This is a genomic window from Paractinoplanes aksuensis, assembly GCF_024137025.1.
Taxonomy (GTDB): Bacteria; Actinomycetota; Actinomycetes; order Mycobacteriales; family Micromonosporaceae; genus Actinoplanes; species Actinoplanes aksuensis.
This window is the reverse complement of sequence record NZ_JAMYJR010000031.1, coordinates 1-25,902: the sequence shown is the minus strand read 5'-3', so window position 1 is coordinate 25,902 and position 25,902 is coordinate 1. Positions and strand designations below refer to the sequence as shown.

The 25,902-nt window shown below is 71.6% G+C and carries 20 protein-coding genes and 1 riboswitch; of the genes, 12 read left to right on the top strand and 8 right to left on the bottom strand.

Translation table 11 applies throughout. The features are described from left to right. Positions 1–30: 30 nt before the first annotated feature. Positions 31–3,321, top strand: a complete 3,291-nt coding sequence (locus tag M1L60_RS27710) for a S8 family serine peptidase (RefSeq protein WP_253240469.1) — start codon at positions 31–33, stop codon at positions 3,319–3,321. 60 nt (positions 3,322–3,381) lie between these two features. On the opposite strand, the gene M1L60_RS27705 is transcribed toward M1L60_RS27710, so the two are convergent. Further along, the gene (locus tag M1L60_RS27705) at positions 3,382–4,302 is read right to left on the bottom strand and encodes a hypothetical protein (protein ID WP_253240468.1); all 921 of its coding nucleotides are present in this window, start codon (positions 4,300–4,302) and stop codon (positions 3,382–3,384) included. Between the two features lie 201 nt (positions 4,303–4,503). Here M1L60_RS27705 and M1L60_RS27700 point away from each other — a divergent pair, with 201 nt between their 5' ends. Then, on the top strand, positions 4,504–6,231 hold the full coding sequence (locus tag M1L60_RS27700; protein WP_253240467.1) for a potassium channel family protein: 1,728 nt from the start codon (positions 4,504–4,506) through the stop codon (positions 6,229–6,231). Here M1L60_RS27700 and M1L60_RS27695 read toward each other — a convergent pair. Further along, positions 6,208–7,428 (bottom strand): DUF4032 domain-containing protein, encoded by a 1,221-nt coding sequence (locus M1L60_RS27695; protein ID WP_253240466.1) that lies wholly within the window; start codon positions 7,426–7,428, stop codon positions 6,208–6,210. The two genes, M1L60_RS27700 and M1L60_RS27695, sit on opposite strands and share 24 nt — an antisense overlap. 119 nt (positions 7,429–7,547) lie before the next feature. Between M1L60_RS27695 and M1L60_RS27690 the strand changes: the two genes are divergently transcribed. Together M1L60_RS27690 and M1L60_RS27685 are read left to right on the top strand one after the other, a co-directional pair. After that, positions 7,548–8,990 carry a trypsin-like serine peptidase gene (locus M1L60_RS27690; RefSeq protein WP_253240465.1) on the top strand — a complete coding sequence of 481 codons (1,443 nt, stop codon included), beginning with the start codon at positions 7,548–7,550 and terminating at the stop codon, positions 8,988–8,990. Positions 8,991–9,001: 11 nt separating this feature from the next. Further along, complete coding sequence (locus M1L60_RS27685; RefSeq protein WP_253240464.1) at positions 9,002–9,721, top strand: phosphatase PAP2 family protein; 720 nt, start codon at positions 9,002–9,004, stop codon at positions 9,719–9,721. Here M1L60_RS27685 and nagA read toward each other — a convergent pair. Genes nagA through M1L60_RS27670 form a run of 3 tightly spaced genes read right to left on the bottom strand, consistent with a single transcriptional unit; the run spans position 9,684 to position 12,615 of the window. Then, the gene (gene nagA, locus M1L60_RS27680) at positions 9,684–10,775 is read right to left on the bottom strand and encodes an N-acetylglucosamine-6-phosphate deacetylase (RefSeq protein WP_253240463.1); all 1,092 of its coding nucleotides are present in this window, start codon (positions 10,773–10,775) and stop codon (positions 9,684–9,686) included. The two genes, M1L60_RS27685 and nagA, sit on opposite strands and share 38 nt — an antisense overlap. Continuing rightward, on the bottom strand, positions 10,772–11,695 hold the full coding sequence (locus M1L60_RS27675) for an ROK family protein (protein WP_308208549.1): 924 nt from the start codon (positions 11,693–11,695) through the stop codon (positions 10,772–10,774). The genes nagA and M1L60_RS27675 overlap by 4 nt, the downstream gene beginning before the upstream one ends. Continuing rightward, complete coding sequence (locus tag M1L60_RS27670; protein ID WP_253240462.1) at positions 11,692–12,615, bottom strand: SIS domain-containing protein; 924 nt, start codon at positions 12,613–12,615, stop codon at positions 11,692–11,694. Before M1L60_RS27670 ends, M1L60_RS27675 begins: the two co-directional genes overlap by 4 nt. A 186-nt stretch (positions 12,616–12,801) precedes the next feature. Here M1L60_RS27670 and M1L60_RS27665 point away from each other — a divergent pair, with 186 nt between their 5' ends. The 4 genes from M1L60_RS27665 to M1L60_RS27650 all read left to right on the top strand — a co-directional run bounded on the left by M1L60_RS27665 (position 12,802) and on the right by M1L60_RS27650 (position 16,042). Beyond that, entirely contained in the window at positions 12,802–13,587 is a 786-nt protein-coding gene (locus M1L60_RS27665; RefSeq protein ID WP_253240461.1) for a DeoR/GlpR family DNA-binding transcription regulator, read from the top strand. 51 nt (positions 13,588–13,638) lie between these two features. Next, positions 13,639–14,631: an ATP-binding cassette domain-containing protein gene (locus tag M1L60_RS27660; RefSeq protein ID WP_253240460.1), complete on the top strand. Its 993-nt coding sequence runs from the start codon at positions 13,639–13,641 to the stop codon at positions 14,629–14,631. Further along, the gene (locus M1L60_RS27655; RefSeq protein ID WP_253240459.1) at positions 14,628–15,638 is read left to right on the top strand and encodes an ABC transporter permease subunit; all 1,011 of its coding nucleotides are present in this window, start codon (positions 14,628–14,630) and stop codon (positions 15,636–15,638) included. Before M1L60_RS27660 ends, M1L60_RS27655 begins: the two co-directional genes overlap by 4 nt. Positions 15,639–15,736: 98 nt before the next feature. Further along, positions 15,737–16,042 (top strand): DUF3263 domain-containing protein, encoded by a 306-nt coding sequence (locus M1L60_RS27650; protein ID WP_253240458.1) that lies wholly within the window; start codon positions 15,737–15,739, stop codon positions 16,040–16,042. On the opposite strand, the gene M1L60_RS27645 is transcribed toward M1L60_RS27650, so the two are convergent. After that, positions 16,039–18,303: an AAA family ATPase gene (locus tag M1L60_RS27645; protein ID WP_253240457.1), complete on the bottom strand. Its 2,265-nt coding sequence runs from the start codon at positions 18,301–18,303 to the stop codon at positions 16,039–16,041. The genes M1L60_RS27650 and M1L60_RS27645 overlap by 4 nt on opposite strands. Before the next feature lie 110 nt (positions 18,304–18,413). On the opposite strand from M1L60_RS27645, the gene M1L60_RS27640 reads away from it, so the two are divergent. The 4 genes from M1L60_RS27640 to M1L60_RS27625 all read left to right on the top strand — a co-directional run bounded on the left by M1L60_RS27640 (position 18,414) and on the right by M1L60_RS27625 (position 24,795). Continuing rightward, complete coding sequence (locus M1L60_RS27640; protein WP_253240456.1) at positions 18,414–21,191, top strand: alpha/beta fold hydrolase; 2,778 nt, start codon at positions 18,414–18,416, stop codon at positions 21,189–21,191. Continuing rightward, entirely contained in the window at positions 21,188–22,051 is an 864-nt protein-coding gene (locus M1L60_RS27635) for an ABC transporter permease (protein WP_253240455.1), read from the top strand. The genes M1L60_RS27640 and M1L60_RS27635 overlap by 4 nt, the downstream gene beginning before the upstream one ends. 81 nt (positions 22,052–22,132) lie before the next feature. Continuing rightward, positions 22,133–22,266: riboswitch (SAM riboswitch) on the top strand. A 12-nt stretch (positions 22,267–22,278) separates the two neighbouring features. After that, positions 22,279–23,559 carry a threonine synthase gene (thrC, locus tag M1L60_RS27630; protein ID WP_253240454.1) on the top strand — a complete coding sequence of 427 codons (1,281 nt, stop codon included), beginning with the start codon at positions 22,279–22,281 and terminating at the stop codon, positions 23,557–23,559. Between the two features lie 258 nt (positions 23,560–23,817). Beyond that, positions 23,818–24,795, top strand: coding sequence for a GNAT family N-acetyltransferase (locus M1L60_RS27625; protein WP_253240453.1), 978 nt, complete (start codon positions 23,818–23,820; stop codon positions 24,793–24,795). Here the strand turns inward: M1L60_RS27625 and M1L60_RS27620 are convergent. Together M1L60_RS27620 and M1L60_RS27615 are read right to left on the bottom strand one after the other, a co-directional pair. After that, positions 24,734–25,219 carry a hypothetical protein gene (locus M1L60_RS27620; protein ID WP_253240452.1) on the bottom strand — a complete coding sequence of 162 codons (486 nt, stop codon included), beginning with the start codon at positions 25,217–25,219 and terminating at the stop codon, positions 24,734–24,736. The genes M1L60_RS27625 and M1L60_RS27620 overlap by 62 nt on opposite strands. Next, on the bottom strand, positions 25,219–25,728 hold the full coding sequence (locus M1L60_RS27615; protein ID WP_253240451.1) for a GNAT family N-acetyltransferase: 510 nt from the start codon (positions 25,726–25,728) through the stop codon (positions 25,219–25,221). The genes M1L60_RS27620 and M1L60_RS27615 overlap by 1 nt, the downstream gene beginning before the upstream one ends. Positions 25,729–25,902: the final 174 nt, after the last annotated feature.

Here is a 25,902-nt window from a genome sequence, read left to right as displayed (position 1 = left end):
TGGGGCGCCTTCCTTCCGGAGGACCCGTACGTGAGACAACAATCCACATGGGGCCGGCGAACGTTCACCTCGGTGCTGGCTGTCGGCGTGGCCGCCGGCGTCACGCTGAGCGGTGCGCTTCCGGCCGCGGCGGCGCCCGACCAGGGCGCCGTTCTCGCCGCGCTGCAGAAGGCGGCCGAGAACCCCGCCACCCCCAAGGAGTCGCCCGCCGACACCCTCGGCGCGCACGACGCCGAGCTGCTGGCCAAGGCCGAAGCGGCCAACAAGAAGTTCGTGACGGCCATCGTCGCCGCCGAAGAGGGCAAGTCGGCCGAGGTCGCGTCGAAGATCGAGGCGCTCGGTGGCATCGTGACCCGGCGCTTCGACCAGATCGGCTACGTGCTGGCGTCCGTGCCGATCGCCAAGGTGGTGGCCGCGGCCGAGCTGTCCGGCGTCGCCGCGGTCGACCTCGAAGAGACGATCAAGCTGCCCGAGACGGGCGGCCGGCCCGACAAGCCGGGTAAGCCCGCGCAGCAGCTGGCCGCGCCCGGGCCGTCGACGCCCGCCGCCAACCCGTACCTGCCGGTCGACGAGACCGGCTCGGTGGACTTCAAGAAGAAGAACCCGAAGTACGACGGCCGCGGCATCACGATCGGCATCATGGACTCCGGTGTGGACATCGACCACCCGGCGCTGGCCAAGACCACGACCGGCGAGCGCAAGATCGTCGACTGGGTGACCGCGACCGACCCGCTGCTCGAGGGCGACGGGTCGTGGCGCGCGATGCTCACCGAGGTGGCCGGCCCGGCCTTCACGTTCGCGGGCGCCTCGTGGAAGGCCCCGGCCGGCACGTGGCGGATCAACCGCTTCAGCGAGTCGATCACCGCCAACTCCGACGCTCTGGGCGACGTCAACCGGGACGGCGACACCACCGACACGTGGGGTGTGCTGTACGACCCGGTCAGCCACGACATCCGGGTCGACACCAACCAGAACCTCGACTTCACCGACGACGCCGTCATGCGGCCGTACAAGGAGAAGTTCGACATCGGCCACTTCGGCACGGACAACCCGGCCACCGCGGTGACCGAGCGCATGCCGTTCGTCGTCGAGTACCGCGAGGACGTCAAGCTCGACCCGGCCGGCCTGCCCGGTCAGGTCGCCGACTTCGTCAACATCGGCATCCCGGAGAGCCTGCACGCCTCGCACGTGGCCGGCATCGCCGCGGGCAACGACCTGCTCGGCAACGCCAAGTTCGACGGCCAGGCGCCCGGCGCCAAGATCGTCTCGTCGCGGGCCTGCTCGTGGGGTGGCGGCTGCACCAACGTCGCGCTCACCACCGGCATGTCCGACCTGGTCATCAACCGCGGCGTCGATGTGGTCAACATGTCGATCGGCGGTCTGCCGGCGCTCAACGACGGCAGCAACGCCCAGGCCAAGCTGTACAACGACCTGATCACCAAGTACGGCGTGCAGCTGTTCATCTCGGCCGGCAACAGCGGCCCGGGTGTCAACACGCACGGCGAGCCCTCGGGCGCCACCAGCGTGGTCAGCGTCGCGGCCAGCATCTCGGACGACACGTGGAAGGCCAACTACGGCGCGGACACCCGCAAGCCGCTGCAGCTGATCCCGTTCTCGTCGCGGGGCCCGCGTGAGGACGGCGGTTTCAAGCCGAACATCGCGGCGCCGGGCTCGGCCGTCTCGCTGTCGCCGACCTGGGAGGTCGTCCCCGGTCTGACCACTGTGCCCTACACCCTGCCGCCGGGCTACTCGATGCAGAACGGCACCTCGATGGCGGCCCCGCAGGCCGCCGGTGGTGCGGCGCTGCTGCTGTCGGCGGCCAAGGCCAACGGCATCAAGGTGTCCCCGCTGTCGCTGCGCCGGGCGATCTACTCGACGGCCGACTCGATCCCGGGTGAGCAGGTCAACGAGCAGGGCTACGGCCAGCTCAACGTCCCCGACGCGTGGAAGCTGCTTGCCAAGAAGTCGGCCACCCGCACGTACACGGCGTCGGCCCCGGTCTGCACCCCGCTGTCCGGCCTGCTGGCCACGCCCAACCAGGGCGAGGGCCTCTACAACCGGTGCGCCGCGGCCGCCGGTGGCTTCAAGCCGGGCCAGGTCAAGGTCCAGACCATCAAGCTGACCCGTACGTCTGGCCCGAGCTACCCGGTGCTGCACAAGCTCTCGTGGCAGGGCGACCGCGACGCGTTCGTCTCCTCCCCGCTGGTGCTGCTGCCGCTGAACAAGACGGTCAGCGTGCCGGTCGTGGTGCGGGCCAAGAACGGTGTGGCCAGCGCGCTCCTGAAGGTCGACGACCCGTCGACCCCGGCCGTCGACTTCGAGGTGCTCAGCACGGTCGTCACCGGCGTCGACACCAAGAAGCCGTCGTACGCGACCGCCTTCTCGGGGAAGGTCGACCGCAGCTCGACCACGTCGTTCTACGTCACGGTGCCCGAGGGCGCGAAGGCGCTGCAGGTGGACCTGTCCGGTATCGCCACCGGTTCGCAGACCCGCTTCATCGCGATCAACCCGTGGGGCGTCCCGGCCGACGACACGGCCAGCGCGAACTGCTACACGAACTACTCCGACGCGAACGTCTGCAAGCCGTCCGAGCGCTCCTACGAGAACCCGATCCCGGGTGTCTGGGAGCTCGAGGTCGAGGCGCGGCGCACCACGGCGGTGCTGAGCAACCCGTTCAAGCTGGACGCCAAGATCCAGGGTGTGCAGCTGACGCCGGCCTCGGTCACGCTGCCCAGCGTGACGGTCAACCAGCCGGCGCCGGTGACCTTCACCGCCAAGAACCTGTTCGGCCCGGTCACGGTGACCGCGCAGGGTGGTCCGCTCGGCAGTGCGAGCCGCCAGCGTCCGTCCATCGCGGAGGGCGCGAGCCAGGAGTACGAGATCGTGGTGCCGGCCGGTGCGAGCCGGCTCGACGTGACGATCGGCAACCCGGCCGACGCCACCGCCGACCTCGACCTGTCGCTGTACCGGGGTGACACCCTGGTCGGCCAGGACGCCGACGGTGACTCGGACGAGTCGATCTCGCTGGCCAACCCGGTCGCGGGCACGTACACCGCGGTGGTCGACGGTTACGCGGTGCCCGCGGGCACCACGGCCTACGACTACCTCGACGTCTACTTCAGCCCGGCGCTCGGCTCGGTCAGCACGACGGCCACGCCGACGACGCTGGCCAACGGCGCGTCGACCACGGTCAACGCCTCGGTCACCGCGCTCGCGGTGCCGCCGGCCGGTCGTGCGCTGTCGGGCGAGGTCGCGATCGTGACCAGTGAGGGCGCGGTCGTCGGCCGCGGCCCGATCGCCATCACAGCCGTCACCGGCTAGTAGGCACAAGCAGAAGGCCCGTCCGACAGTACGCCGGGCGGGCCTTTCTGTCGGGCTGGGTCAGCGGTACTGCTCGTCGACGCCGGCCACCGGGCGGCCGTCGGCCGAGAACGGGCGGCGCTCCGGCTCGTCGACGGCGACGTCGGTGTCGTCGGCGTCGTCGATCTCGACCGGCTCCTCGAACAGACGCGGGTCGTCGGGCGTGGCCGTCGGCTTCGGTTTCGGCTGCGGCTTGTCCTTCTTCTGCGGCTTGACGGCCGGCTTGGCGGGCTTCGCGGGCTGCTGCGCCGAGGAAGGGGTGGCGGACGACGGAGCCGCGGGCATGATCGCCACTCCACCGGCCGGCATGCCGGAGAGGTCGGGTTCGTCGGTGGCCGGCAGCGTGCGCGGCGAGTCGTCGACGGCCGGGGGCGTACGCGGTGACTCGTTGGCCGGCAGCAGGCCGCCCAGCCCGCCCAGCAGCGGAACCCCGCCGTCGAACATCTCGGCCTGGCGCCGGCTCGGCGGCTCGTTGAAGTCGCGGATCTGCCCGCTCGGCAGCAACCCGCTGAGCAGGGGCAGACCGCCCGAACCGAAGAGGGGCAGTTCCTGGATCGGCAACGCCGAGGTGGGCCCGCTGACGACGTCGGCGTCGGGCTCCTCGTCGGCCGGCACCTCCCGGGTCGACTCGTCCGGGGTCAGGCCCCGCCGCGGGCCGCCGTCGCCCTCGCCGGGCAGCAGCGGGTCGAGGTCGGGTTTGTTCTGTCCGGCCTTGAACTGCGTCACCGGGGTCCGGCCGGCGGGGCTGTCCTTCAGCGTGCTGTGTCGCAGCGGGTTGTCCACATTGACCCCGTTGCTCTGCCCCAGCAGGTCGGCGAGCCGCTCGTCGGCCTGCTGGGCCGCGGCGTCCACGCCGGGCAGCAGGTCGGCCTGTGCAGGGGAGCCCGCGAACAGGACGAGCCCACCGGTGAGAGCTGCTCCGGCGTACCACAACTTGCGCACTGTTCTCCTCCTGGAAGAGAGCCGAGGGAAAGCGATCCGACCAGGGCGTCGGACTAGCCCTGGGAGGGAAAGCCTCGAATTCGGACTAAAGCATCGGATGGGGCAACGAGCGGCCCCGGGCGCGGGTTCCGGCTGGTTACGATCGCGAATGTGGCTTCGGATACCGCGAGAGACGGCGTACGGCGGTCTCTGGTCGCCCGCTTGAGAGATCGAACTGCCGATCCGCGGCCCCACTTCGTGGTGTGCGGTTCCGACGCGCTCGTCTACACGCTGGCCGACGAGCTGGCCAGCTCGGGCCGCATCCGGCTCACCGTGATCACGCCGCCCGACCTGCGCCCGGCCGTGCCCGACCTGAACGGTTTGCGGACCCGTGGGGTGCGGGTGATCACGGCCGCCCGGCTCGACGAGCGCACGTTCCGCGACGCCGGCCTGGCCGGTGCCGACGCGCTGGCCCTGGTGATGCCGGACGACATGGTCAACCTGCACGCGGCATTGTGCGCGCGGGCCGTCGAGGGCGAACTTCGGCTCGTGATCCGCATGTTCACCACCGGCCTGGCGTACGGGGTCCGGCGGTTGTTCGCCGACTGCGCGGTGCTCTCGGACGCGGCCATGGCCGCTCCCGCTTTCGTGGCGGCCGCGCTGGGTGAGGTCGCCCCGACCCATTTCCGGTACGCGGCCCGCACGCTGCATGTGGCCAAGCGCGACGATGTGCCGGACAGGGCGGCCCTGCTCACCCTGGCCACGACCGACGACAGCGGGCGCCTGACCGTGCTGCCGTCCGAGCCGTCGCCCGGCGCGCAGCAGCCGACCGACGTGGTGCTGGCCGAGGCCACCGGCCGCCCGGCGGCGCAGGCGGTGACCGCGCGCCGTCTGGCCCGAGCCGGTCGCCGCCGGCGCCCGTGGCTGTCGATCGGGCGGGCCCTGCGGATCGGGCTCACCCGCAAGCTGGGCATCGCCGTGCTGGTCGCGCTCGCGCTGACCGCGGTCTCGGGCGCCCTGCTGACCCACTTCACCGGGGTCAGCGGGTTCTGGAAGTCGATCTACATCACGCTGCTGACCATGGTCGGCTCGTCCGATGTGGAGCCCGACAACACCCCGGCCGCCCAGGGCGCCCAGCTCGTGCTGACGGTGGCCGGGGTGGCGCTGCTGCCGCTGATCACCGCGGCCGTGGTCGACGGCGTGGTCAAGACCCGGCTGGCCCTCGACCGGGGCGAGGTGCTCAAGGTCCACACCGGGCACATCGTGCTGGTCGGCCTGGGCACGGTCGGCACCCGCGTCCTGCGGCAGCTGGTCGATCTGGGTCTCGACGTGGTGGCCATCGACCGCAACCCGGCCGCGCGCGGCGTCAAGGTGGCCGCGTCGCTGGGCATCCCGGTCATCGAGGGCGACGCCGCGCAGGAGGAGACGCTGCGCGCGGCCTCGATCGACCACTGCCAGGCGCTGGTCGTCGTGTCGACCGACGACGCGGTCAACCTGCAGGCGGCGCTGCACGCCCGGGCCGCCCGCGAGGACATCCGGGTGGTGCTGCGGCTGTTCGACGACGACTTCGCCCGCCGGGTCGAGGCGGCCTTCACCATCAACATCTCGCGCAGCGTCTCGCGGCTGTGCGCGCCCGCCTTCGCCGCGGCCATGCTGGAGCGCGACGTGCTGACCACGATCCCGGTCGAGCGGCACGCGCTGCTGGTGGCCGCGATCCGCGTGCAGCCCGGCTCGCTGCTGGACGGCGCCCCGCTGAGCAGCGCGGACCGGGTCGAGAGCACCCGCGTGGTCGGCATGACGGCGGCCGGCTCGGAGTGGGTCGACTGGCAGCCCGACCCGCGCCGGGTGCTGGCCGCGGGCGACGAGATCGTGGTCGTCGCCCGCCGCGCCGGCCTGCGCGTGCTGCGCGAGCAGGCCGGACCGGCGTTAGAGCCCGCCGCCGGCCAGTGAGCCCACCTCGACGCCGAGCACGGCCTGCTCGTCGGGCTTCTTGGCCAGGACGTCGGTGAGGTAGGACTGCACGGCGGCGGCCATGCCGACGTCGCGCTTGGCCCGTTCCGAGAGCAGCCACTTGTGCTGGATGACCTGGGTGAAGATCTCTTGCGGCTCGAGCTTGCGCCGCAGTGAGGCCGGCACGGCCCGGACGACCGGCTCGAAGACCTCGGTCAGCCAGCGGTGAGCGGCCTGCTGCTCGTCGGTCAGCAGGCTCTCGGCCCGGTAGGTGTCGAGGTCGTTGAGCAGCTGGCGGGCCTGGTTCTCCTCGGCGTCGAGGCCGGTCAGGCGGAGCAGGCGGCGGGTGTGGTAGCCGGCGTCGACGACCTTGGGCCGGATGCGGTAGCCCTTGTCGACAGTGGACATGTCGACCTCGGCCACGTCGAAGCCGAGCTCGTTGAGCCGCCGGATGCGCCGCTCGATGTCGTGCCGGGCGTCGCGGGGCACCTCTTGCTCGTACGTGACCTCGTGCCACAGCCGCTCGTAGCGGGCCACGATGTCGTCGACCACGGCCTCGGGGTCGATCGACTCGTGCAGCAGCTCGGCCGCCTCGAGGTCGAGCAGCTCGCCGAAGATGTTGAGCCGCAGGATCTCGATGTCCTCGCTGCGCTGGCCCTCGGAGAGCCGTGGGTAGAGGTTGCCGGTCTCGGCGTCGACCAGGTAGGCCGCGAAGGCGCCGGCGTCCCGGCGGAACAGCGTGTTGGACAGCGAGCAGTCACCCCACGAGAAACCGGTGAGGTGCATGCGCACGATCAACGCGGCCAGCGCGTCGAGCAGGCGGTTGAGCGTGTCGGGCCGCAACGTGTGCGAGAAGAGCGCGCGGTAGGGCAGCGAGAACTGCAGGTGCCGGGTGATCAGCACGGTCTCGAGCGGCTCGCCCGCCTTGTCCAGCCGGTCGTTGACCATGCCGACGGCCTCGACGGCCGGGAAGTCGATGCGCTCCAGCGCGCGCAGCAGGTCGTACTCCTTTTCGGCGATCCGCTCGCGGGTCTCTTTCAGGGCATAGACCACGTCGTTGAGTTTCACGAACCGCACGATGTGGCGGGAGATGCCCTGGGGCAGGGCGACCAGGTGTTCGGCCGGCCACTCCTCGAGCGGAATGTCCCACGGCAGATCCAGCAGTGCTGGGTCGACGACAGCGGAAGTGATGCGCACGGAACCAGTGTGCACGTTCGGTTCGGCGCGTCGCTGCCGCACGTGGCTCGTTACACAGGTACAAGAACGCCGGATTAGAACATATGTCCTTGATCTTACGTGAATGGCGGTTTGTCACAGTGCCCCTCAAGACCGGTCGACGTAAGGCAGGCCTGGCGATCGCGGCGTGTGCCGCCCTGGCGCTGGCCGGCGCGGCCGGGACGACCGCCTGGCACGCCGCCGGCAACGGGAAACCGGTGGGTTCCTGGCAGGAGGCGCCGGCGGCCGCGGCACCGACCCCGGTGTCGGCCGAGCAGCGGGCGGGGGATCGTTCCCGGCCGGCGGCGTCCGGAAGCCCCTCGGCCGAGCCGGCGCCGTCGACGACGCGACTCGCGCCGGAGAAGGCGACTGTCCAGCCCAGCACCGCCGCCCCCGAGGCTGGTAGCGCGGAACGGCCGGTCGAGTCGGGCGCGGCCAAGGCGGATGCGAACGGCCGCCAGCGCGTCGGCGAGCTGGAGAGCGTGACCAAGCTGCTGGGCTACCTCGGCGGCAAGTCCCGGAAGGAGACGTTCCGCTACCCCGGCGCGTCCTATGTGAAGTTGCACTTCTCGCGCATGGCGCTGAGGCCGGATGACTATGTGACCGTCTCGAACGCCGACGGCACCGAGAGCTACCGGTACGAGGCCCCGGCCGACCGCACCGAGCGGGGCGGACGCTGGGCGATGTCGGTCACCGGCGACACGGCCGTGCTCGAGGTGCACCGCGGCGGCGGATCCGGCCTGCTCGGGGCGGATGACGCGGTCGGCTCGCTCGGCGTCGACGTCGACCGGGTGGCGCGCGGATTCAGCCGTACGGAACAGGACCGCCAGCCCGAGAAGCAGCTGACCGCCCCGGGCCGCACCGGCCGCGAGGAGTCGGTCTGCGGCGCGGACACGTCGGCCGATGCCGCGTGCTACCGGTCGAAGGACCCGGTGGCGTACACGAAGTCGAAGGCCATCGCCCGCCTGCTGATCAACGGCACCGAGCTGTGCACCGCCTGGCGGGTCGGCGCCCAGAACCGCATGCTCACCAACAACCACTGCTTCACCACCACGGCCCAGGCCTACAACACCGAGGTCTGGTTCAACTACCAGTGCGCGAGTTGTGGTGGCTACGACGTCTACCAGCCCACGAAGGTCTGGGGCTCGAAGGTCGTAGCGACCGACCGCACGTACGACTTCACCCTGTTCTCGGTCGACAAGTTCGCCTCGGTGCAGAAGTTCGGCTACCTCAGCCTGGACACCAAGCGGCCGGCCAAGAACCAGCAGCTCTACGTGCCGCAGCACCCGGCCGGGGAGCCGGCCCGGATCGCCGGGTCGCTGGGCGAGACGGCCGGGAACTGCGCGGTGGCCGACCCCGCCTACGACGGGTACGCGCCCGGTTCGGACGTGGCCTACTACTGCGACACCGAGGGCGGCTCGTCCGGCTCGCCGGTGATCTCGCGCGCGACCAACAAGGTGGTGGCGCTGCACCACTTCGGCGGATGTCCCAATTCGGGCGTACGCGGTGACCTGCTCGCGGCCAAGCTGGGCAAGCTGCTCTAATCTCGGAGGGCGTGAGACCCAAGAGCTGGTGGCTGGACGTCGTCCTGGTGGCGGCGTTCGTCGCGATCACCGTGGCGCTCATGCGGGGCCATCTGCTGCGCCTCGACGAGCGGGTGGCCGACTGGTCGCTGAATAACCAGCCGGCGGTGCCGTACTGGACCGCTCGGGTGCTCAACTATCTGGGCCAGGGCGGCCAGATCCTGATGCCGCTGTCGTTGCTGCTCAGCGGGGTGCTGGCCTGGCGTACGCGCTCGGTGCGGGCGATCCTGCCGTTCGTGGCGGCGTTCGTGCTGACCTACGTGGCGATCGGCCCGCTGAAGATCTGGGCCGACCGGGCCGCGCCGCGGTTCGACGGCCCGGATCGTGTGATCATGCACAACCCGTACGCCGAAGGTGTCTACGCGATGAGCTACCCCTCGGGCCACCTGGGCAACTCGCTCGCCTGGTACGCCGTGCTGGCCATTCTGGCCGTCGCGCTGCTGCGCCGGCCGTTGCTGCGCTGGGAGTGGTGGGCCCTGCGGGTGGCGCCGGTGGTGATCGTCTTCTGCACCACGGTCTACACCGGCTTCCACTGGCTGACCGACTCGGTCGCCGGGCTGCTGCTCGGGCTGGTGCTGGCTCGGTTGATCGAGCGCATCCCGTTCGACCGGGTGCCGCTGCCCGCCCTGAAGGGGTGGGAGAAGCCCGTCGGATTCACTCCACCCAGTGACCGGAGCGCATCACCCGTTTGACGTGCAGGTCGGGCGTGAGCACCACGAGGTCGGCCCGCAGCCCGGCCTCGAGCGCGCCGATCTCGTCGGCCCGGCCGAGCACGCGGGCCGGTGTGGTCGAGGCCATCGCCACCGCCTCGGCCAGCCCGATCCCGGCCGCGACGGTGTTGCGCAGCGCCTCGTCCATGGTCAGCGTGCTGCCCGCGATCGAACCGTCGCGGGCCAGCCGGGCCACCCGGTCGGCCACCACGACCTGCTGACCGCCGAGGTCGTACGTGCCGTCGGCCATGCCGGTGGCGTCGATGGCGTCGGTGATCAGCGCGGCCTTGTCGGGCCCGGCCGTGCGCGCGGCGAAGCCGAGCATGCCCGGGTGCAGGTGGATGTTGTCGGCGATCAGCTCGCACACCACCGGCGACGAGAGCAGGCCGACGACCGGCCCGGGCTCGCGGTGGTGGGGCGGGCGCATGCCGTTGAACAGGTGGGTGCCGACGGTCGCGCCGGCCGCCACCCCGGCCAGCGTCTGCTCGTACGTGGCGTCGGTGTGCCCGACCGCGGCCGCGACACCCCGTTCGACCAGGAAGGCGATGGCCTCTAGGGCGCCCGGCAGCTCGGGGGCGATCGTGACCAGGCGGACCGGGCCCAGGTCGATCAGCTCGGTCAGCTCCTTGACCGACGGCTCGCGCAGGAACTTCGGGTTCTGCGCGCCGCAGCGGACGCCCGAGAGGTAGGGCCCCTCGTAGTGCACGCCGCCGATGATCCCGGTCTCGACCAGCGGGCGGTAGGCCTCGGTGGCCTCGCGCATCAGCTCGAACGGGGAGCTGACCAGGCTGGCCAGCAGCGTCGTGGTGCCGTGGCCGAGGTGGAAGGCGGCCGCCCCGCGGGCCGAATCGGCGTCACCGGTGGTGAACGTGTGACCGCCCCCGCCATGGCAGTGCAGATCGACGAAGCCCGGTACGACGATGTCGTCGCCCGCGCCCCCGGCCGCCTCGACCGACAGGATCGCCGGCCCGTCGACCTCGACGTAGCCCTCGACGACGGCGCCGGGCCGGACGATCTTGCCGCCGATGCGGGTCATGCGAGCTTCTCCAGGTGGTCGAGGGCGAGCAGGGCGGCGCCGACGCAGCCGGCCTCGTCGCCCAGGCCGGCCCGGACGAACGCGGGCGGCCGGTGGAAGGTGATCCGCTCGCGGAACGCCGCCTCCAGCGGGGGCAGCAGCGCGTCGCCGGCCTCGGCCAGCCCGCCCCCGACGACCAGGACGTCCACGTCGTAGAGGGCCTGCGCGATGACCAGGCCGTCGGCCAGCGCCTCGATCGCCTCGCGCCAGACCGTGGCCGCCAGGTCGTCACCCTGACCGGCCCGGGTGACCACGTCGAGCGCGGTGGCGCCGGGTGCGCCGGCCAGTTGGGCGTAGCGCAGCCCGACCGCCCGGGCCGAGCCGTAGGCCTCCATGCAGCCGCGCTGCCCGCACGGGCAGGGCTCGCCGCCCGGGCGGACGACGATGTGGCCGACCTCGCCGGCCGCGCCGTGCGCCCCGGAGTAGCCGGCCCCGCCGACGACCAGAGCGGCCGCGATACCGGTGCCGATGGCGACGAAGAGCACGTGCCGGTGGCCGCGGCCGCCGCCCAGCCGGGCCTCGGCGATGCCACCGACCCGGACGTCGTGGCCGAGCGCGGCCGGCAGGCCCAGCCGTTCCTCGAGGCGGGCGCGCACCGGCACGTCCCGGAACCCGATGTTGGACGACCAGGCGGCCAGGCCGTTCTCCTCGTCGACGACACCGGGTACGGCCACCCCGGCCGCCACCGGTTCGAGGCCGTCGGCCCGGGCCTTGGCGGCCAGCCCTTCGGCGACGTCGAGGATCGTGCCCAGCACGGCCTCCGGACCTCGTTCGGCCCGGGTGGCGTGCCGCTCGGTGTGGTGGACCGTCCCGTCCGGCCGGACCAGCGCACACTTCATGCCCGTCCCGCCCACGTCCAGGGCGACCACCACCCGGCTCACTGCAGAACGACCGAGCGGGTCAGGTTGCGGGGGTGGTCGGGGTCGAGGCCCTGGCTGGTGGCGAGCAGCACGGCGACGCGCTGGGCCACGATCAGGTCGGCCATCGGGTCGAGCGGCGCCCGGCCGCCGCACCAGCTGCCCAGGGCGGCGTACCCGCCGTGGTGGCGGCTGTGCACGAACAGGGCGCCGGTCGCCTCGACCTCGTCGGCCAGACCGGTCGGGACGTCGCCGAAGGCCCACACCGCGCGGCGCGGGGCGGCGATGGCGATCGGGCCGTGCCGGTAGTCCATGGCCTGGTGGGCCTCGGCCCAGTAGCCGGCGGCCTCGCGGCACTTGAGCGCGGCCTCCTCGGCCAGGCCGACGGTCCAGCCCCGGCCCAGGAAGGTGATCTGCTCGGCCAGCGCCGGGTGCACGGGCAGGGGCAGCCGCACGGCCACCTCGGCGTCGGTGGCGGCTGATTCCATGTCCTCGCCCAGGTGGGCCCGCAGCAGCGCGAGGGTGCTGGTGGCGAACCGGGTCTGCACCACCGACTGCTCGTCGGCGAAGTCGAGCAGCACGGTCTGGTCGGCGATCCGGGCCGCGGGCTGGGCCTCGTCGGCCGTCAGGACCGTGGTCGAGGTGCCGCCCGCGAGGTCGTTGAGCAGGTCGAGGACCTCGGTCGTGGTGCCGGAACGGGTGATCGCGAGGACCCGGTCGTAGCGGCGGCGACGGGGGAACTCGGACGCCTGGAACGCGTCGGTCTCGCCCTGGCCGGCCTGCTCGCGCAGGGCCGCGTACGCCTTGGCCATGAACCACGAGGTGCCGCAGCCGACGACGGCGACCCGCTCGCCGCGCTCCGGCAGGCCGGGGGCGTCGGCCAGCTTCGCGGCCTGGCGCCAGCACTCCGGCTGGCTGGCGATCTCCGCCTTGACGTACGTCATGGGCCACCCTTCACACCGCGTGCGCATAAGCGCTCGGTACCCGGCACTTTCGAGCGTCATTCTGCGTGGAAGCCCGGCGCGGACGCAACCGTCGCCGCCGCACCGCGCAGAGCTGAGCTTTGCTTCCCGTGCTTTCGCGCACTAATGTGCACACTCTTATCACGAAACGTGCAGCTGGGAGTCTGGGTGGACCGGTACGCGCGGTGGAATGCCCTGCTCGAGTTACTCGCCGAGAGCGGACGGGTCAGCGTCGAGGACGCGGCCGGCCGGCTCGACGTCTCGCAGGCCACCATCCGCCGCGACTTCGACCAGCTGGCCCAGCAGCAGATGATCACCCGGACCCGGGGCGGCGCGGTCGCCAACGGCGTCTCCTACGACCTGCCGCTGCGCTACAAGAGCGCCAAGCACTCGGCCGAGAAGCAGCGCATCGGCGAGGCGGCGGCCGGCCTGGTCACCCCGGGCACGGTCGTCGGGCTGAACGGCGGCACCACGGTCACCGAGGTCGCGCGCGCTCTGGCCGTACGCCCGGACCTGAACGCCGGCAGCGAGGGTTCCCAGCTCACCGTGGTCACCAACGCGCTCAACATCGCCAACGAGCTGCTGGTCCGCTCGCGCATGAAGATCGTCGTGGCCGGCGGCGTGGTCCGCCCGCAGTCGTTCGAGGTGGTCGGGCCGCTCGGCGGGGCCCTGCTCAAGGAGGTCACGCTCGACATCGTGCTGCTCGGCGTGGACGCGGTCGACGTCGAGCTCGGCGCCGCTTCCCACCACGAGGGCGAGGCCGCGATGAACAGCCTGATGGTGGCCCGGGCCAAGCGGGTCGTGGTGATCGCCGACTCGTCGAAGCTGGGCGGGCACGCGTTCGCCCGGATCTGCCCGATCACCAAGATCGAGACTCTGGTGACCGACTCCGGCGCCCCGGCCGATGTCGTGGCCCGCTTCCGGGAGGCTGGAGTTCACGTCGTCACGGCGTGAACGGCGGCGATCCAGCAGCGCATATTGACGGGTCTGTCTAGAGTCTCGCCCGTGACTGCCGTATTGGAGATATCCGGGCTGCAGAAGACGTATCGCAGCCGCAAAGGGGTGCGAAGAGCGCTCGACGGCTTCGACATGACCGTCGAGGCGGGCCAGGTGCACGGCTTCCTCGGGCCCAACGGGTCGGGCAAGACGACCACGTTGCGGACGCTGCTCGGGCTGATCAAGCCCAACGGCGGCCGCATGGCGATCCTCGGGCGCGAGGTCCCCGAGAGCCTGCCCGAGGTCGCGGGTCAGGTCGGCGCGATCGTGGAGAGCCCGCAGTTCTTCGGCAACTTCACCGCGCAGGACACCCTCTCGCTGCTGGCCGACGCCGGTGGCGTGCACAAGGACAGGGTCGTCGCCGTCCTCGAGCTGGTCGGCCTGCGGGACCGCGCCAAGGACCGGGTCAAGACCTACTCGCTCGGCATGAAGCAGCGCCTGGCCGTGGCGTCGGCGCTGCTCAAGGAGCCGAAGCTGCTGATTCTGGACGAGCCGGCCAACGGCCTCGACCCGGGCGGCATCCGCGAGATGCGCACGCTGATGCGCAACCTGGCCGAGTCCGGCATGACCGTCGTGCTGTCCAGCCACATCCTCGGCGAGATCCAGCTCATCTGCGACTCCGTCACGATCATCTCGGGCGGGCGGCGGGTGGCCGCGGGTTCGGTGGCCGACGTGCTCAAGAGCAACACCTCGTCGTCGGTGAAGGTGGCCCTGGAGCCGGGCGTCGACATGCGCAACGCGATCGAGCTGCTGCGGGCCAACGGGGCCCAGGTGACCGTCGAGCACGACCACTTCACCGTCGGCAACGCCGGCAACCCGGCCCAGATCACCCGGATCCTGGCCGAGCGCGAGATCTACGTGAGCGAGCTGACCCCGGTCTCGGCCGACCTGGAGAGCGTCTTCCTGCAGCTCACCGGCACCGCGCCGGTCGAGGGGCAGAACCGCCAGGTGGATCAGACGGCGGCCGCGCCGGCGCCCGCGAACGGAGGGTGGGGTCAGTGAGCCTCTACAGTGCCGAGACCCGGCGGCTGACCAAGCGCCGCTTCACCAAGCTGTTCCTGCTCGGCGTGACGCTGATCCTGCTCGCTGTCGCGGCCGGCATGTTCTTCACCAACGAGAAGGTCGGCCCGGAACAGATCGCCTCGGCCCAGGCCCAGGCCCAGCAGGAATTCCAGCGCTCGCAGGAGCAGTTCCAGCGGGACATGACTCAGTGTCAGGCCGACCAGGGCACGGCTCAAGCCAGCAACTGGCCGCCGGGCTGCGAGGGCATGGTCGAGCCGACCGCCGACGACTTCCAGGCGCAGTGGTTCATGCCGCCGACCTTCGACTTCCGTGAGAGCTTCCCGGACATGGTGACCACCCTGGCCGCGCTGCTGGCCCTGGTGGCGTTCATCGTGGGGGCGTCGTTCGTGGGGGCCGAGTGGAGCAGCGGCGGCATGATGAACCTGCTGCTCTGGCGGCCGCAGCGGCTCAAGGTGCTGGGCACCAAACTGGCCGCGCTGCTGGTCTTCTTCACCGCGCTGACCGTGGTCTTCTCGGCCGTGTGGACCGGGCTGTTCTATCTGATCGCCCAGGCCCGGGGCACGAGCGAGAGCATGACTTCGGGCGCCTGGCAGTCGATCGGCCTGATGGAGCTGCGCGGCCTGGCCCTGGTGATCGTGGCCGGCGCGGTCGGCTTCGGCCTGGCCTCGCTGGGCCGGCACACCGCGATGGCGCTCGGCGTGACCATCGGCGCCGTGATCGTCTTCCAGTTCGGACTGGGCACCGTGCTCTCGCTGGCCAGCGTGAAGTTCGCCGAGGCCTACCTGATCCCGATCTGGATGATCGCGTGGATGGACAAGGAGGTGAAGATCGAGGACTACAACTCCTGCGACTTCTCCTCGGCCAACGGCTGCGTGCCCGACTCGCTGACCCTGACCTGGCCGATGGCCGGCGGCATCCTGGCCGCCGTTTTTGTGCTCATTGTGGGGGCTGCGATGTGGACTATGCGTAGCCGTGACGTGACGTGAGGTAACGTCAGCCGCGAAATGCGAGGCGGGGGCCGTCGGACTTATGCTGACGGTCCCCGCCTCGTACATCTGTGCTTGTCATTCTTCTTTGGAGCGTCATGCAGCCCGCCGCGGACCCGTCCGAAGAGCAACAACACATCCCGGCCCCACGCTCGGAAGAGGCGGCCTCCACGCCTGCCCTGGGCGAGCGTGAGCAGCAGATCCTCGCCTTCGAGGCCCGCTGGTGGAAGCACGCCGGCTCCAAGGAACAGGCCATCCGCGACACCTTCGGTCTGGGCTCGACCCGCTACTACCAGCTGCTCAACGCCCTGCTGGACGACCCGGCCGCCCTGGCCCACGACCCGGTGCTGGTCGGCCGCCTGCGCCGCCTGCGCTCGACCCGGGCCCGCACCCGCCGCCGTTAGGCCTGGTGGGTCTCGGCGTACGCGGCGAGCCAGGCCACCTGCCCGGGGTCGAGTGAGGCCCGTACGCGCCGGCGGGCCGTGGCCACGTTGGCCGCGGTGACCGTCGTGGCGTCGAGCGACTCGCGCATCGCCGACAGCGCCGACTCCCGGATCAGGGCCGCGCAGTCCGCCGCCGAGAAGCCCTCGAGCTCGGCCCCCAGCTCGACCAGGTCGACCTCGCCGTCCAGCGGCACGGACTTGGCCGACGCCTTGAGGATCGCGGCCCGCGCCTCGGCGTCCGGCGGCGGCACATAGACCAGCCGCTCCAACCGGCCCGGCCGCAGCAGGGCCGGGTCGATCAGGTCGGGCCGGTTGGTCGCCCCGATCACCACCACGTTGCGCAGGTCTTCCACGCCGTCGAGCTCGGTCAGCAGGGCGGCCACGACCCGGTCGGTGGTGCCGCCGTCGGTGGCCTGCCCGCGGGTCGGGGCCAGCGCGTCGACCTCGTCCAGGAAGACCAGCGTGGGCGCGGCCTCGCGGGCCCGGCGGAACAGCTCGCGGACGGCCCGCTCGCTGTCGCCGACCCATTTGCTCAGCAGCTCGGCCCCCTTGACCGAGAGCACGTTGGCCTTGCCGGTGCCGGCGATGGCCTTGACCAGGAAGGTCTTGCCGCAGCCGGGCGGGCCGTAGAGCAGCACCCCGCGCGGCGGCGAGACGCCGAGCCGGGCGAACGTGTCGGGGTAGGTCAGCGGCCACAGCACCGACTCGGTCAGCATCTGCTTGGTCTCGACCATGTCGCCGACGTCCTCGAGGGTCACCGCGGCCACCTCGAGGGTGGAGTCGGCCATCGAGGTCGGCCGCACGACGTCGAGCGCGCCCTCGAAGTCGGCCATGGTGACCTTCGGAGCATCCGTATCGGTCTCGGCCTCCGGGCCCGCACCCGGCTTCTCGGTCGCCTGGCCCGGCTCCGCCTTCGGCTTCTCGGTCTGGCGGAGCGCGGCCCGGACGCCGGCTTCGCGGGCGAGCGCGCCCAGGTCGGCGGCGACAAAGCCCGGGGTGCGCCCGGCGATGTCGTCCAGGCGCACGTCCTCGGCCAGCGGCATGCCGCGGGTCAGCACCCGCAGCTGCTCCAGCCGCATGGCCGTGTCCGGTAGCGGCACGGCGAGCTGCAGGGCCAGCAGTTCGGGCGAGCGTAGCGAGGTGTCGACCGACTCGGGCCGGCTGGTCGTGGCGACCACCGCCACCCCGGCCCGCAGCGTTTCCTCGAGCACCTGGCGGAAGACGATGGAGATCGGTCCCGGTTCGTCGCGGGGCGCGATGGAATCCACGTCGGAGAAGAGCAGCACGGTGGCGCCGCCCTCGCGGGCCTCGCGGGCCAGCTCGTGCAGACGGCCGGCGGCCGCGGTGTTGGTCAGCGCGGCCAGGCCAGGCGCCCAGACCTGCACCACACGCGCCTTGACCTGAGCGGCGACCGCCCGCACGAGCGCCGACTTGCCCGAACCGGCCGGGCCTGAGATCAGCACTCCGAGCGAGATCTTGGTGCCCAGCTTGGCCAGCACCTCGCCGTGGTTGAAGCCCAGATCGAGCAGCTCCTCCAGCTCTTTGGCCTGAGACCGCATGCCGGGGAGGTCGTCGATGCTGAGCGGCGGCACCTCGGGGTCGGTGGTCGCCGGGGCTTGCGGCTCGGCGGCCGGGCCGGGCACCGGGGTCGAGACCGGACCGTCCTGCCAGCCGACCACGGTGTCCATGGTGATGACAGCCGCCTCCGCGTCGGCGACCTCCACGACGCTGAGCAGGGCGACGTTCCACTGGTAGCCGAGCCGGTTGCGCAGCCGGCGGCCGACATCGGGTACCTGGGGGCGATCGCCGCGCGGCAATACGTCCTGCGGGCGCAGCGAGACCCGGTCGCCCGTGCTCACCACCTTGCCCAGCAGGGCCAGCCGCAGAATCTCGGGCGACACCAGCGCGACCACGTCGGCCTCGCCGGCCAGCGTCACCCGCCGGGCCGCCTTTGCGGGCTGCCGGGCGATCGTCACTTGCCCACCGTCGCGTAGACCGAGGTTGCCGAGGGTGAGGTCGTCGGCGTAGAGAAACTCGCGGCTCGCGCCCGGCTCGGCCTTGGCCGCCAGCGCGGCCGTCGTGGTGACCCCACTGAGGCGTACGGGATCACCCGCGTTGATCTCAAGGGCGGTCATCACCTCGGGGTGCAGCCGCACGATCCCGCGACGGTCGTCGAGCCCGGCCGCCCGCAGGGTAGCGGTCAGCTTCAGTTCCTCATCCACGCGCACGGGCCCCTGTCGCTAGATCGTTCCTTCCAGGGTCCACGCTATCGTCCACTGGTAGCTGAGAGGTTTCACAGCATCGCTCAGACGGCTCGGGCTAGCTTTCATGCATGTCTTGGACGAGCCGGCTGCGCCGTGCCCTGCCCCGGCCGAGTCGCCGGCGGATCGTCGCCGGCTCGGCCGCTCTCGTGCTCGTCGCCGGTCTGGTCGGCTGGGTGGTGTGGCCCGAGCGCGACGCGTGGACCACCCAGGACGAGATGATCACCGTCGTCACCGGGCCCGAGCGCAACGAGAACGTGGCCCTCGACGCCCGGCTCTACCTGCCCCGCGACCGCGATGGCAAGGTGCCCGCGGTGCTGCTCGCGCACGGCTTCGGGGGCACCAAGGAGTCGGTCAGCAGCGACGCCGAGTCGCTGGCCGAGCGCGGCTACGCGGTGCTGACCTACACCGCCCAGGGCTTCGGGCGCAGCGGCGGCCAGATCCACCTGAACAGCCCCGACTACGAGATCCGCGACGCCCAGGGCCTGCTCGACTGGCTGGCGGCCCGGCCCGAGATCCAGACCGACGCGGCCGGCGACCCCCGGGTGGGCGTGGTCGGTGGCTCGTACGGCGGGGCCCTGGCCCTGATGCTGGCCGGGCAGGACCCGCGGGTCGACGCGATCGTCCCCTCGATCACCTGGAACGACCTGACCAACGTGTTCTTGCCGCAGTCGGCCGACACGTCGGCCACCGGCGTCTTCAAGAAGGGCTGGGCCGGGGTCTTCTTCGGCAACGGGGGCGCGGTGCCCACGGGCGACGACGCGGCCGACCTGGCGGCGGGCCCGCCGGTCGGGATGACCGTCGACCCGGCGTGCGGGCGGTTCGCGGCCGACGTCTGCAAGGCGTATCTCGACGTGGCCACCACCGGCGACCCCGACCGGTCGACGCTCGACCTGCTGCGGCGGTCGAGCCCGGCCGCCACGGTCGGGCAGATCAAGGCGCCCACGCTGCTCGTCCAGGGCGCGGTCGACACGCTCTTCCCGCTCAGTGAGGCCGACGCCAACGCGCGCTCGATCGCGGCCGCGGGCACTCCGGTGCGGGTGGCCTGGTTCACCGGCGGGCACGACGGTGGGGCCGGGCCCCAGAGCGACCAGGACAGGGTGAAGTTCCTGACCGTGCAGTGGCTCGACCACTACGTGAAGGGCGAGGGCGAGGCGCCGTCCGACAACTTCACCTACTCGCGGGTGGCCGGCTTCAGCGCGCTCGACCGGGGGCTCGTGACCAACGGGTACTCGGCCGACGCGTACCCGGGGCTGGCCGGCACCGGTCGCACCCGGCTCGAGCTGCAGGGCCCGGCGCAGCCGATCGCCAACCCGCCCAACGGCAACCCGGGCGCGATCTCGTCGCTGCCCGGCACCGGGGGACGGCTCAGCCAGCTGCTGTCCGGGGTCGCGGCCGACATCCCGGGGCAGTTCGCGCGGTTCGAGACGCCGCCGGTGGGCTCGGCCATCGACGTGGTCGGGTCGCCCACCGTACGGCTGCGGGCCGCCTCACCGACCGGCGAGGCCACCCTCTTCGTCAAGCTCTACGACGTCGACGAGTCGGGCGCCCCGACGCTGAGCGCGGGCCTGGTCGCCCCGGTCCGGCTGACTGACCTGCCGGCTTCGGTCGACGAAGCCGAGGAGCGGACGATCCAGCTGCCCGCGATCGTGCGGCGGATCGAGGCCGGGCACACCGTACGGGTCGTGGTGGCCACGACCGACCAGGCCTTCCTCTCCCCGGTGGCGCCGGCCACGTACACGGTGCAGGTCGCCTCGGCCCTGGAACTGCCGACCGCGGTCGGCACGCCGATCGCCAACCCGCAGACCGTCTGGCGCTACGTGCTGGCCGGTCTGCTCGTGGCGATCGCGATCGGGCTGGTCGTCGTGCTTCTCGTACGGCGGCGGCGGTTGCGGCGCGGCCAGACCCCGACGGTGCCCGAGCACGCGGAGACGCCGCTGGTCGTGAGTGGCCTGCGCAAGGCGTACGGGGACGGGTTCGTCGCGGTGGAAGAGATCAGCTTCACCGTGCAGCGGGGCCAGGTGGTCGGTCTGCTCGGACCCAACGGCGCCGGCAAGACCACGACGCTGCGGGTGCTCATGGGCCTGACCATGCCGACCGCGGGCGAGGCGCTGGTGTTCGGCCACAAGCTGGTGCCCGGCTCGCCGGTGCTGTCGCGGGTCGGCGCGCTGGTCGAGGGGCCCGGCTTCCTGCCCCACCTGACCGGGCTCGAGAACCTGCAGGCCTACTGGAAGGCGACCGGGCGGCCGTGGGCCGACGCCCGCTTCGACGAGGCGCTCGAGATCGCCGGGCTGGGCGATTCGGTCCACCGGCGCACCAAGAAGTACAGCCACGGCATGCGGCAGCGGCTGGCCATCGCCCAGGCCATGCTGGGCCTGCCCGAGCTGCTGGTGCTCGACGAGCCGACCGACGGGCTCGACCCGCCGCAGATCGCCGAGATGCGCCGGGTGCTCAAGCGCTACGCCACCGACGGCCGGGCCGTGCTGGTCTCGAGCCACCTGCTGGCCGAGGTGGAACAGACCTGCACCCACGCGGTCGTGGTCAACAAGGGCCGGATCGTCGCCTCGGGCCCGGTCGAGGACATCGTCGGTGACTCGCCGTCGGTGCAGCTCGAGGTGTCCGACGTGCCCGCGGCCGAGCGGGTGCTGGACGAGCTGGGCGTGCGCTCGGTGCTGCCCGACGGCCCGTCCGGGCTGATCGTCGACATGAACGGCACGCCGCGCTCCGAGGTGGTGGCCTCGCTGGTGCGGGCCGGGGTCGCGGTCGACCGGGTGGTGCCGCGGCGACGGCTCGAGGACGCCTTCCTCGCGCTGGTGGGGGAGAACTCGCGGGGGAGCGGAGACCGATGAGCGTCACGACGAGCGCAGGCGCCACGGGCTACCGGCCGTCGCGCACCCTGCCCATCTGGGCCGAGGTGCGGCGGCAAGCCTCCCGGCGGCGTACGCAATTGGCCCTGGGTTTCATGGCTCTGCTGCCGCTGATCGTGCTGATCGCGTTCGAGTTCGGCACCGGCGAGGACGACGAGAGCGGCGGGGCCTTCGACAGCCTGGTCCAGCTGGCCACCTCGGGCGGGCTCAACTTCGCGCTGTTCTGCCTGGCCGTCTCGACCGGCTTCCTGCTGATCGTGGTGGTCGCGCTGTTCTGCGGCGACACGGTGGCCAGCGAGGCCAGCTGGGGCAGCCTGCGCTACCTGCTGGCCGTGCCGGTGCCGCGGGCCCGGCTGCTCGCGGTCAAGCTGATCGTCGCGCTCGGCTACTCGGCCCTGGCCCTGCTGACGTTGGTGGTGACCGCGCTGATCGCCGGGACGCTGCGCTACGGCTGGCATCCGCTGGGGAGCACGGTGGCGGCCGAGATCGCCCCCGGGCCTGGTCTGCTGCGGTTGTTCGCGATCGTCGGCTACCTGGCCGTCTCGATGCTGGTCGTGGCCGGGCTGGCCTTCCTGCTCGGGGTGCTGACCGACGCGCCGCTGGGGGCGGTCGGCGGCGCGGTGATGATCTGGATCCTGTCCAGCATCCTCGACCAGATCACCGCCTTGGGGACCATCCGGTACCTGCTGCCGACCCACTTCAGCGACGCCTGGCAGGGGCTGCTCTCCACCCCGGCCCAGTCGGACGACCTGGTCAAGGGGGCGATCAGCGCGGTCGCCTACGCCACCCTGTGCTGGGGCCTGGCGTTCTGGCGGTTCACCCGCAAGGACGTCACCTCGTAGCCCGGGGTCTTGCTCACACCTCGGGATCCCTCGCGCTGTTTCGAGGGATCCCGTCGTAAGGTGTTGGAAACACAACTGAATACCTCATCCAGAGGGGCAGAGGGAACGGCCCGTTGAAGCCCCGGCAACCACCGCGATTCTCATTGAAGAGACCGCACGCGGCAGGTGCTAATTCCGTCCCCGGTCCGGCAGGTCGCCGCGGGGAAAGATGAGAGGGAAGGCCTCTAATGACGTCTGCCGTCAGCGCACCCACCGCTACCTCTTCGCCGGCCACGGGCCTGGTCTGCCGCGCGTGCGGCGCCGAGTACCCGCTGATCGCCCAGCACGCCTGTTACGAGTGTTTCGGCCCGCTCGAGGTGGCCTACGACCAGGCCGCCCTCGCGCGGGTCACCCGTGAGCAGATCGAGGCCGGGCCGCAGAACATCTGGCGCTACGCCGGCCTGCTGCCGGCCGGACAGGACCCGGCCACCCGCGTCACCCTCGACCCCGGCCTGACCCCGCTGGTCAGCGCGCCCGCCCTGGCCGCCGCGGTCGGGCTGCGGGCGCCGCTGTGGGTCAAGGACGACTCGGCCAACCCGACCCACTCTTTCAAGGACAGGGTGGTCTCGGTGGCGCTGACCGCGGCCCGCGGCCTCGGCTTCACCCGCTTCGCCTGCGCCTCCACCGGCAACCTGGCCAACTCGGTGGCCGCCCACGCGGCCCGGGCCGGCGCCCCCAGCATCGTCTTCATCCCGTCCGACCTCGAGCAGGGCAAGGTCATCACGACCGCGGTGTACGGCGGCGACCTGGTGGCCATCGAGGGCTCGTACGACGACGTGAACCGGCTCTGCGGCGAACTGGTCGAGACCGACGAGTTCGAGGACACCGCGTTCGTCAACGTGAACGTGCGGCCGTTCTACGCCGAGGGCTCCAAGACCCTGGGCTACGAGGTGGCCGAGCAGCTCGGCTGGCGCATCCCGGCCCAGGTGGTCATCCCGATGGCCTCGGGCGAGCTGCTGACCAAGGTCGACAAGGCGTTCTCCGAGCTGGTCGAGGCGGGCCTGGTCGAGGCGCCCGAGGGCGGCTGGAAGGTGTTCGGCGCGCAGTCGGCCGGGTGCAACCCGATCGCCACCGCGCTGCAGGCCGGCACCGACGAGATCACCCCGGTCAAGCCGACCGGCATCGCCAAGTCGCTCAACATCGGCGACCCGGCCGCGGGGGCGTACGCGATCGAGGCCGTCAAGCGCACCGGCGGCTGGATGGACTACGCCGACGACGACGAGATCCGGGCCGGCATCCGGCTGCTGGCCGAGACCACCGGCGTCTTCGCCGAGACCGCGGGCGGCACGACCGTGGCCGTGCTCAAGAAGCTGGTCGCCAGTGGCAAGCTCGACCCCGAGCTCGAGACGGTCGTCTACAACACCGGCGAGGGCCTCAAGACCATCGACGCCGTGGCCGAGCAGGTCGGGCCGACCTATCGGATCAAGCCGTCGCTGAAGGGCGCGCGCGAGGCGGGCCTGCTCGGATGACTCTGAGTAGTCAGCATTCCGCCAGGAAGTGAGAATTCCATCGCCGGAGGACTTGCGCCGCGTTCCCAGGGTCGGCAAGATGCTCTCTGCGGGAGGGCGTGACGCCGTACGAGGCCCCTCACCTTCGAGCTTGGCGACAATCTCTCGAGGTGCCCAACGACCCAGTGCCGGAGGCGCTGTGCGTCCGCCATCCCGACCAACTTGAGAGAGCGAAATATTCGCTCGCGTTCATGGCCGTCACCGAGCAGGGTGGCGGCCATGCGCATTTCTACGGGTCCCCTCGCCTCGCCCGAGATCGCCTACGAGATCGCCCGGGCCACGGCCATCCACGACTGTCCCGACATCCCGTACCAGTCGCAAAAGAACTTTCTTGCGCTCTTCGACAATCCACCACCCGGGTACACGTACGAGCGGTATCTGGGCTACATCGACGACCAGCCCGTCGGCTACCTCGAGCTGACGTTCCCCCAGCTCGACAATCTGAGCAATGTCGAGGTCGACCTGCTTGTGCTGCCGGGGCATCGCCGGCACGGGGTGGGCCGCGCGCTGCATGCCCTGGCCGTCGAGCGGGCTCGGGCCAACGATCGCCGGCATCTGCAGGCGGCCACGGTCGACCGGCACCCCGACGGCGCCGCCTTCGCCGAGGCCATGGGGGCCAAAGCCGGTCTGGCCGAGACCCGCAGCCGGCTCGACCTCACCACCCTCGACGAGGCGAAGCTGGCCGAGTTGCGGGCCGAGGCCGACAAGCGTTCCGAGGGCTACCGCCTGCGGCGCTGGATCGGGGTGGCGCCCGACGACATCATCGACGACCTGGCCTACCTCGAGGCCCGGCTCAACGTCGACGCGCCCACCGGCGACATCAACTGGGAGCCGGAAAAGCTCGACGCCGACCGCATGCGCAAGGGCGAAGAGGCGCGCGAGAAACGAGGTCGTCGCAGCTATCAGTCGGGCGCGTTGATCGGCGACAAGATGGTGGCCTTCACCTGGTTGGTCGTCGACCTCGACCGGCCGAGCCACGTCTGGCAGAACACGACGCTGGTCGACCCCGACCACCGCGGCCACCGCCTCGGCCTGCTGGTCAAGCTGGACAACCTCGATCACATCCGGGAGCAGCGGCCGGCGGCCGAGGCGATCGACACGTTCAACGCGACCGAGAACGCGTTCATGCTCGACATCAATCTGGCGATGGGCTTTCGTCCGGTCGACGCCTGGATCGAATGGCAGCAAGACCTCTGACGGCCCACGGACGCAGCGGAAGGTCGGTGGGATAACCGCCGGCCTTCAGCCCCGCGTTCTTCTCGAGGAAGTTGCGGACGCCCCACGAGCCGGTCGTGGCGTACGACCAGCCGCACGCGGCCCAGTAGGCGGGCCAGAACAGCGGGCCCAGCACGGCGTACTGCTCGGCGTGGCGGTGCTCGTGGCCGAACAGCGCGGCCCGCTGCTCGTCGAGCAGCCACTCGGCGCTGCGCCGGGTCACGATCACCGAGCCGACCGTGAAGCACGAGGCCGGCGGGATCGGCAGGCGGTAGCCCTCGGCGATCAGCACACCGTGGCGGCCGCGACGCAGCCGGCTGCGGGTGAGCACAGCGATCAGCAGGCCCGCGCCGGTGGTGCCGTTGAGCGCGGTGAGCACGCCCCGGGTCACGTGCCGCGCGGCCATCAGAGGGCCCGGCGCATCCGCAGCTCGGTCAGCGTGGGGATCACCGGGTGGGGCACCCGCTCGCCGGTGTCGGTGAAACCCAGCTTCTCGTACGCCCGGACGGCCCGGTCGTTGCCCACGACCACCTCGAGCAGGGCCCGCCGGCGGCCCGCGGCCCGGCCCCAGTCGTTGATCGCCTCGATCAGGTCGGCCAGCACCTTGCCGCCGCGGTGGGCCGGCGTGACGTAGACCGCGAAGATCACCGTCTCGCCGGGGAACTCGGGCATCACCGTGCCGCCCGCGTGCCCGATCAGCCGCCCGCCGTTGCCCGGGTCGGCCACGAACATGGCCAGGCTGTTGCCGGTCGAGGCCTCGACGATGCGCCGCCGGTAGCCCTCGTGGGAGCGGGCCGCGGCGTCGGCGAGCGTCTCGAGGAACGCCAGCGGGGTGTCGGCCAGCATCTCGAGCCGTAGCGCCCGCATGCGCGCCGCGTCGTCGCCTGTCACCCGGTGCACAGTCCAGCTCCCCATGTCGTCCTGACTACCTCGATCGTGGTCCCCGCAGCAACCGGATTGGCACGAACAGCGCCTGTGGACAACGCGCGGCACGTTTTCGCCGCGTGCCCTAAGCTTCGCGTTTAACGTCGGTTGGGTGATCAGTCGCCCTGTTGAGGGACTGGCAGCAAGCGGCCACCTGCTCACTCT

Bases quoted from the DNA above. Each gene is read 5' to 3' on its own strand.
- M1L60_RS27635 (WP_253240455.1), top strand. From the start codon at position 21,188: ATGAGCGTCACGACGAGCGCAGGCGCCACGGGCTACCGGCCGTCGCGC.
- M1L60_RS27670 (WP_253240462.1), bottom strand. From the start codon at position 12,615: ATGACGTACGTCAAGGCGGAGATCGCCAGCCAGCCGGAGTGCTGGCGC.
- M1L60_RS27615 (WP_253240451.1), bottom strand. From the start codon at position 25,728: ATGGGGAGCTGGACTGTGCACCGGGTGACAGGCGACGACGCGGCGCGC.
- M1L60_RS27625 (WP_253240453.1), top strand. From the start codon at position 23,818: ATGCGCATTTCTACGGGTCCCCTCGCCTCGCCCGAGATCGCCTACGAG.
- thrC (WP_253240454.1), top strand. From the start codon at position 22,279: ATGACGTCTGCCGTCAGCGCACCCACCGCTACCTCTTCGCCGGCCACG.
- M1L60_RS27650 (WP_253240458.1), top strand. From the start codon at position 15,737: ATGCAGCCCGCCGCGGACCCGTCCGAAGAGCAACAACACATCCCGGCC.
- M1L60_RS27640 (WP_253240456.1), top strand. From the start codon at position 18,414: ATGTCTTGGACGAGCCGGCTGCGCCGTGCCCTGCCCCGGCCGAGTCGC.
- nagA (WP_253240463.1), bottom strand. From the start codon at position 10,775: ATGACCCGCATCGGCGGCAAGATCGTCCGGCCCGGCGCCGTCGTCGAG.
- M1L60_RS27620 (WP_253240452.1), bottom strand. From the start codon at position 25,219: ATGGCCGCGCGGCACGTGACCCGGGGCGTGCTCACCGCGCTCAACGGC.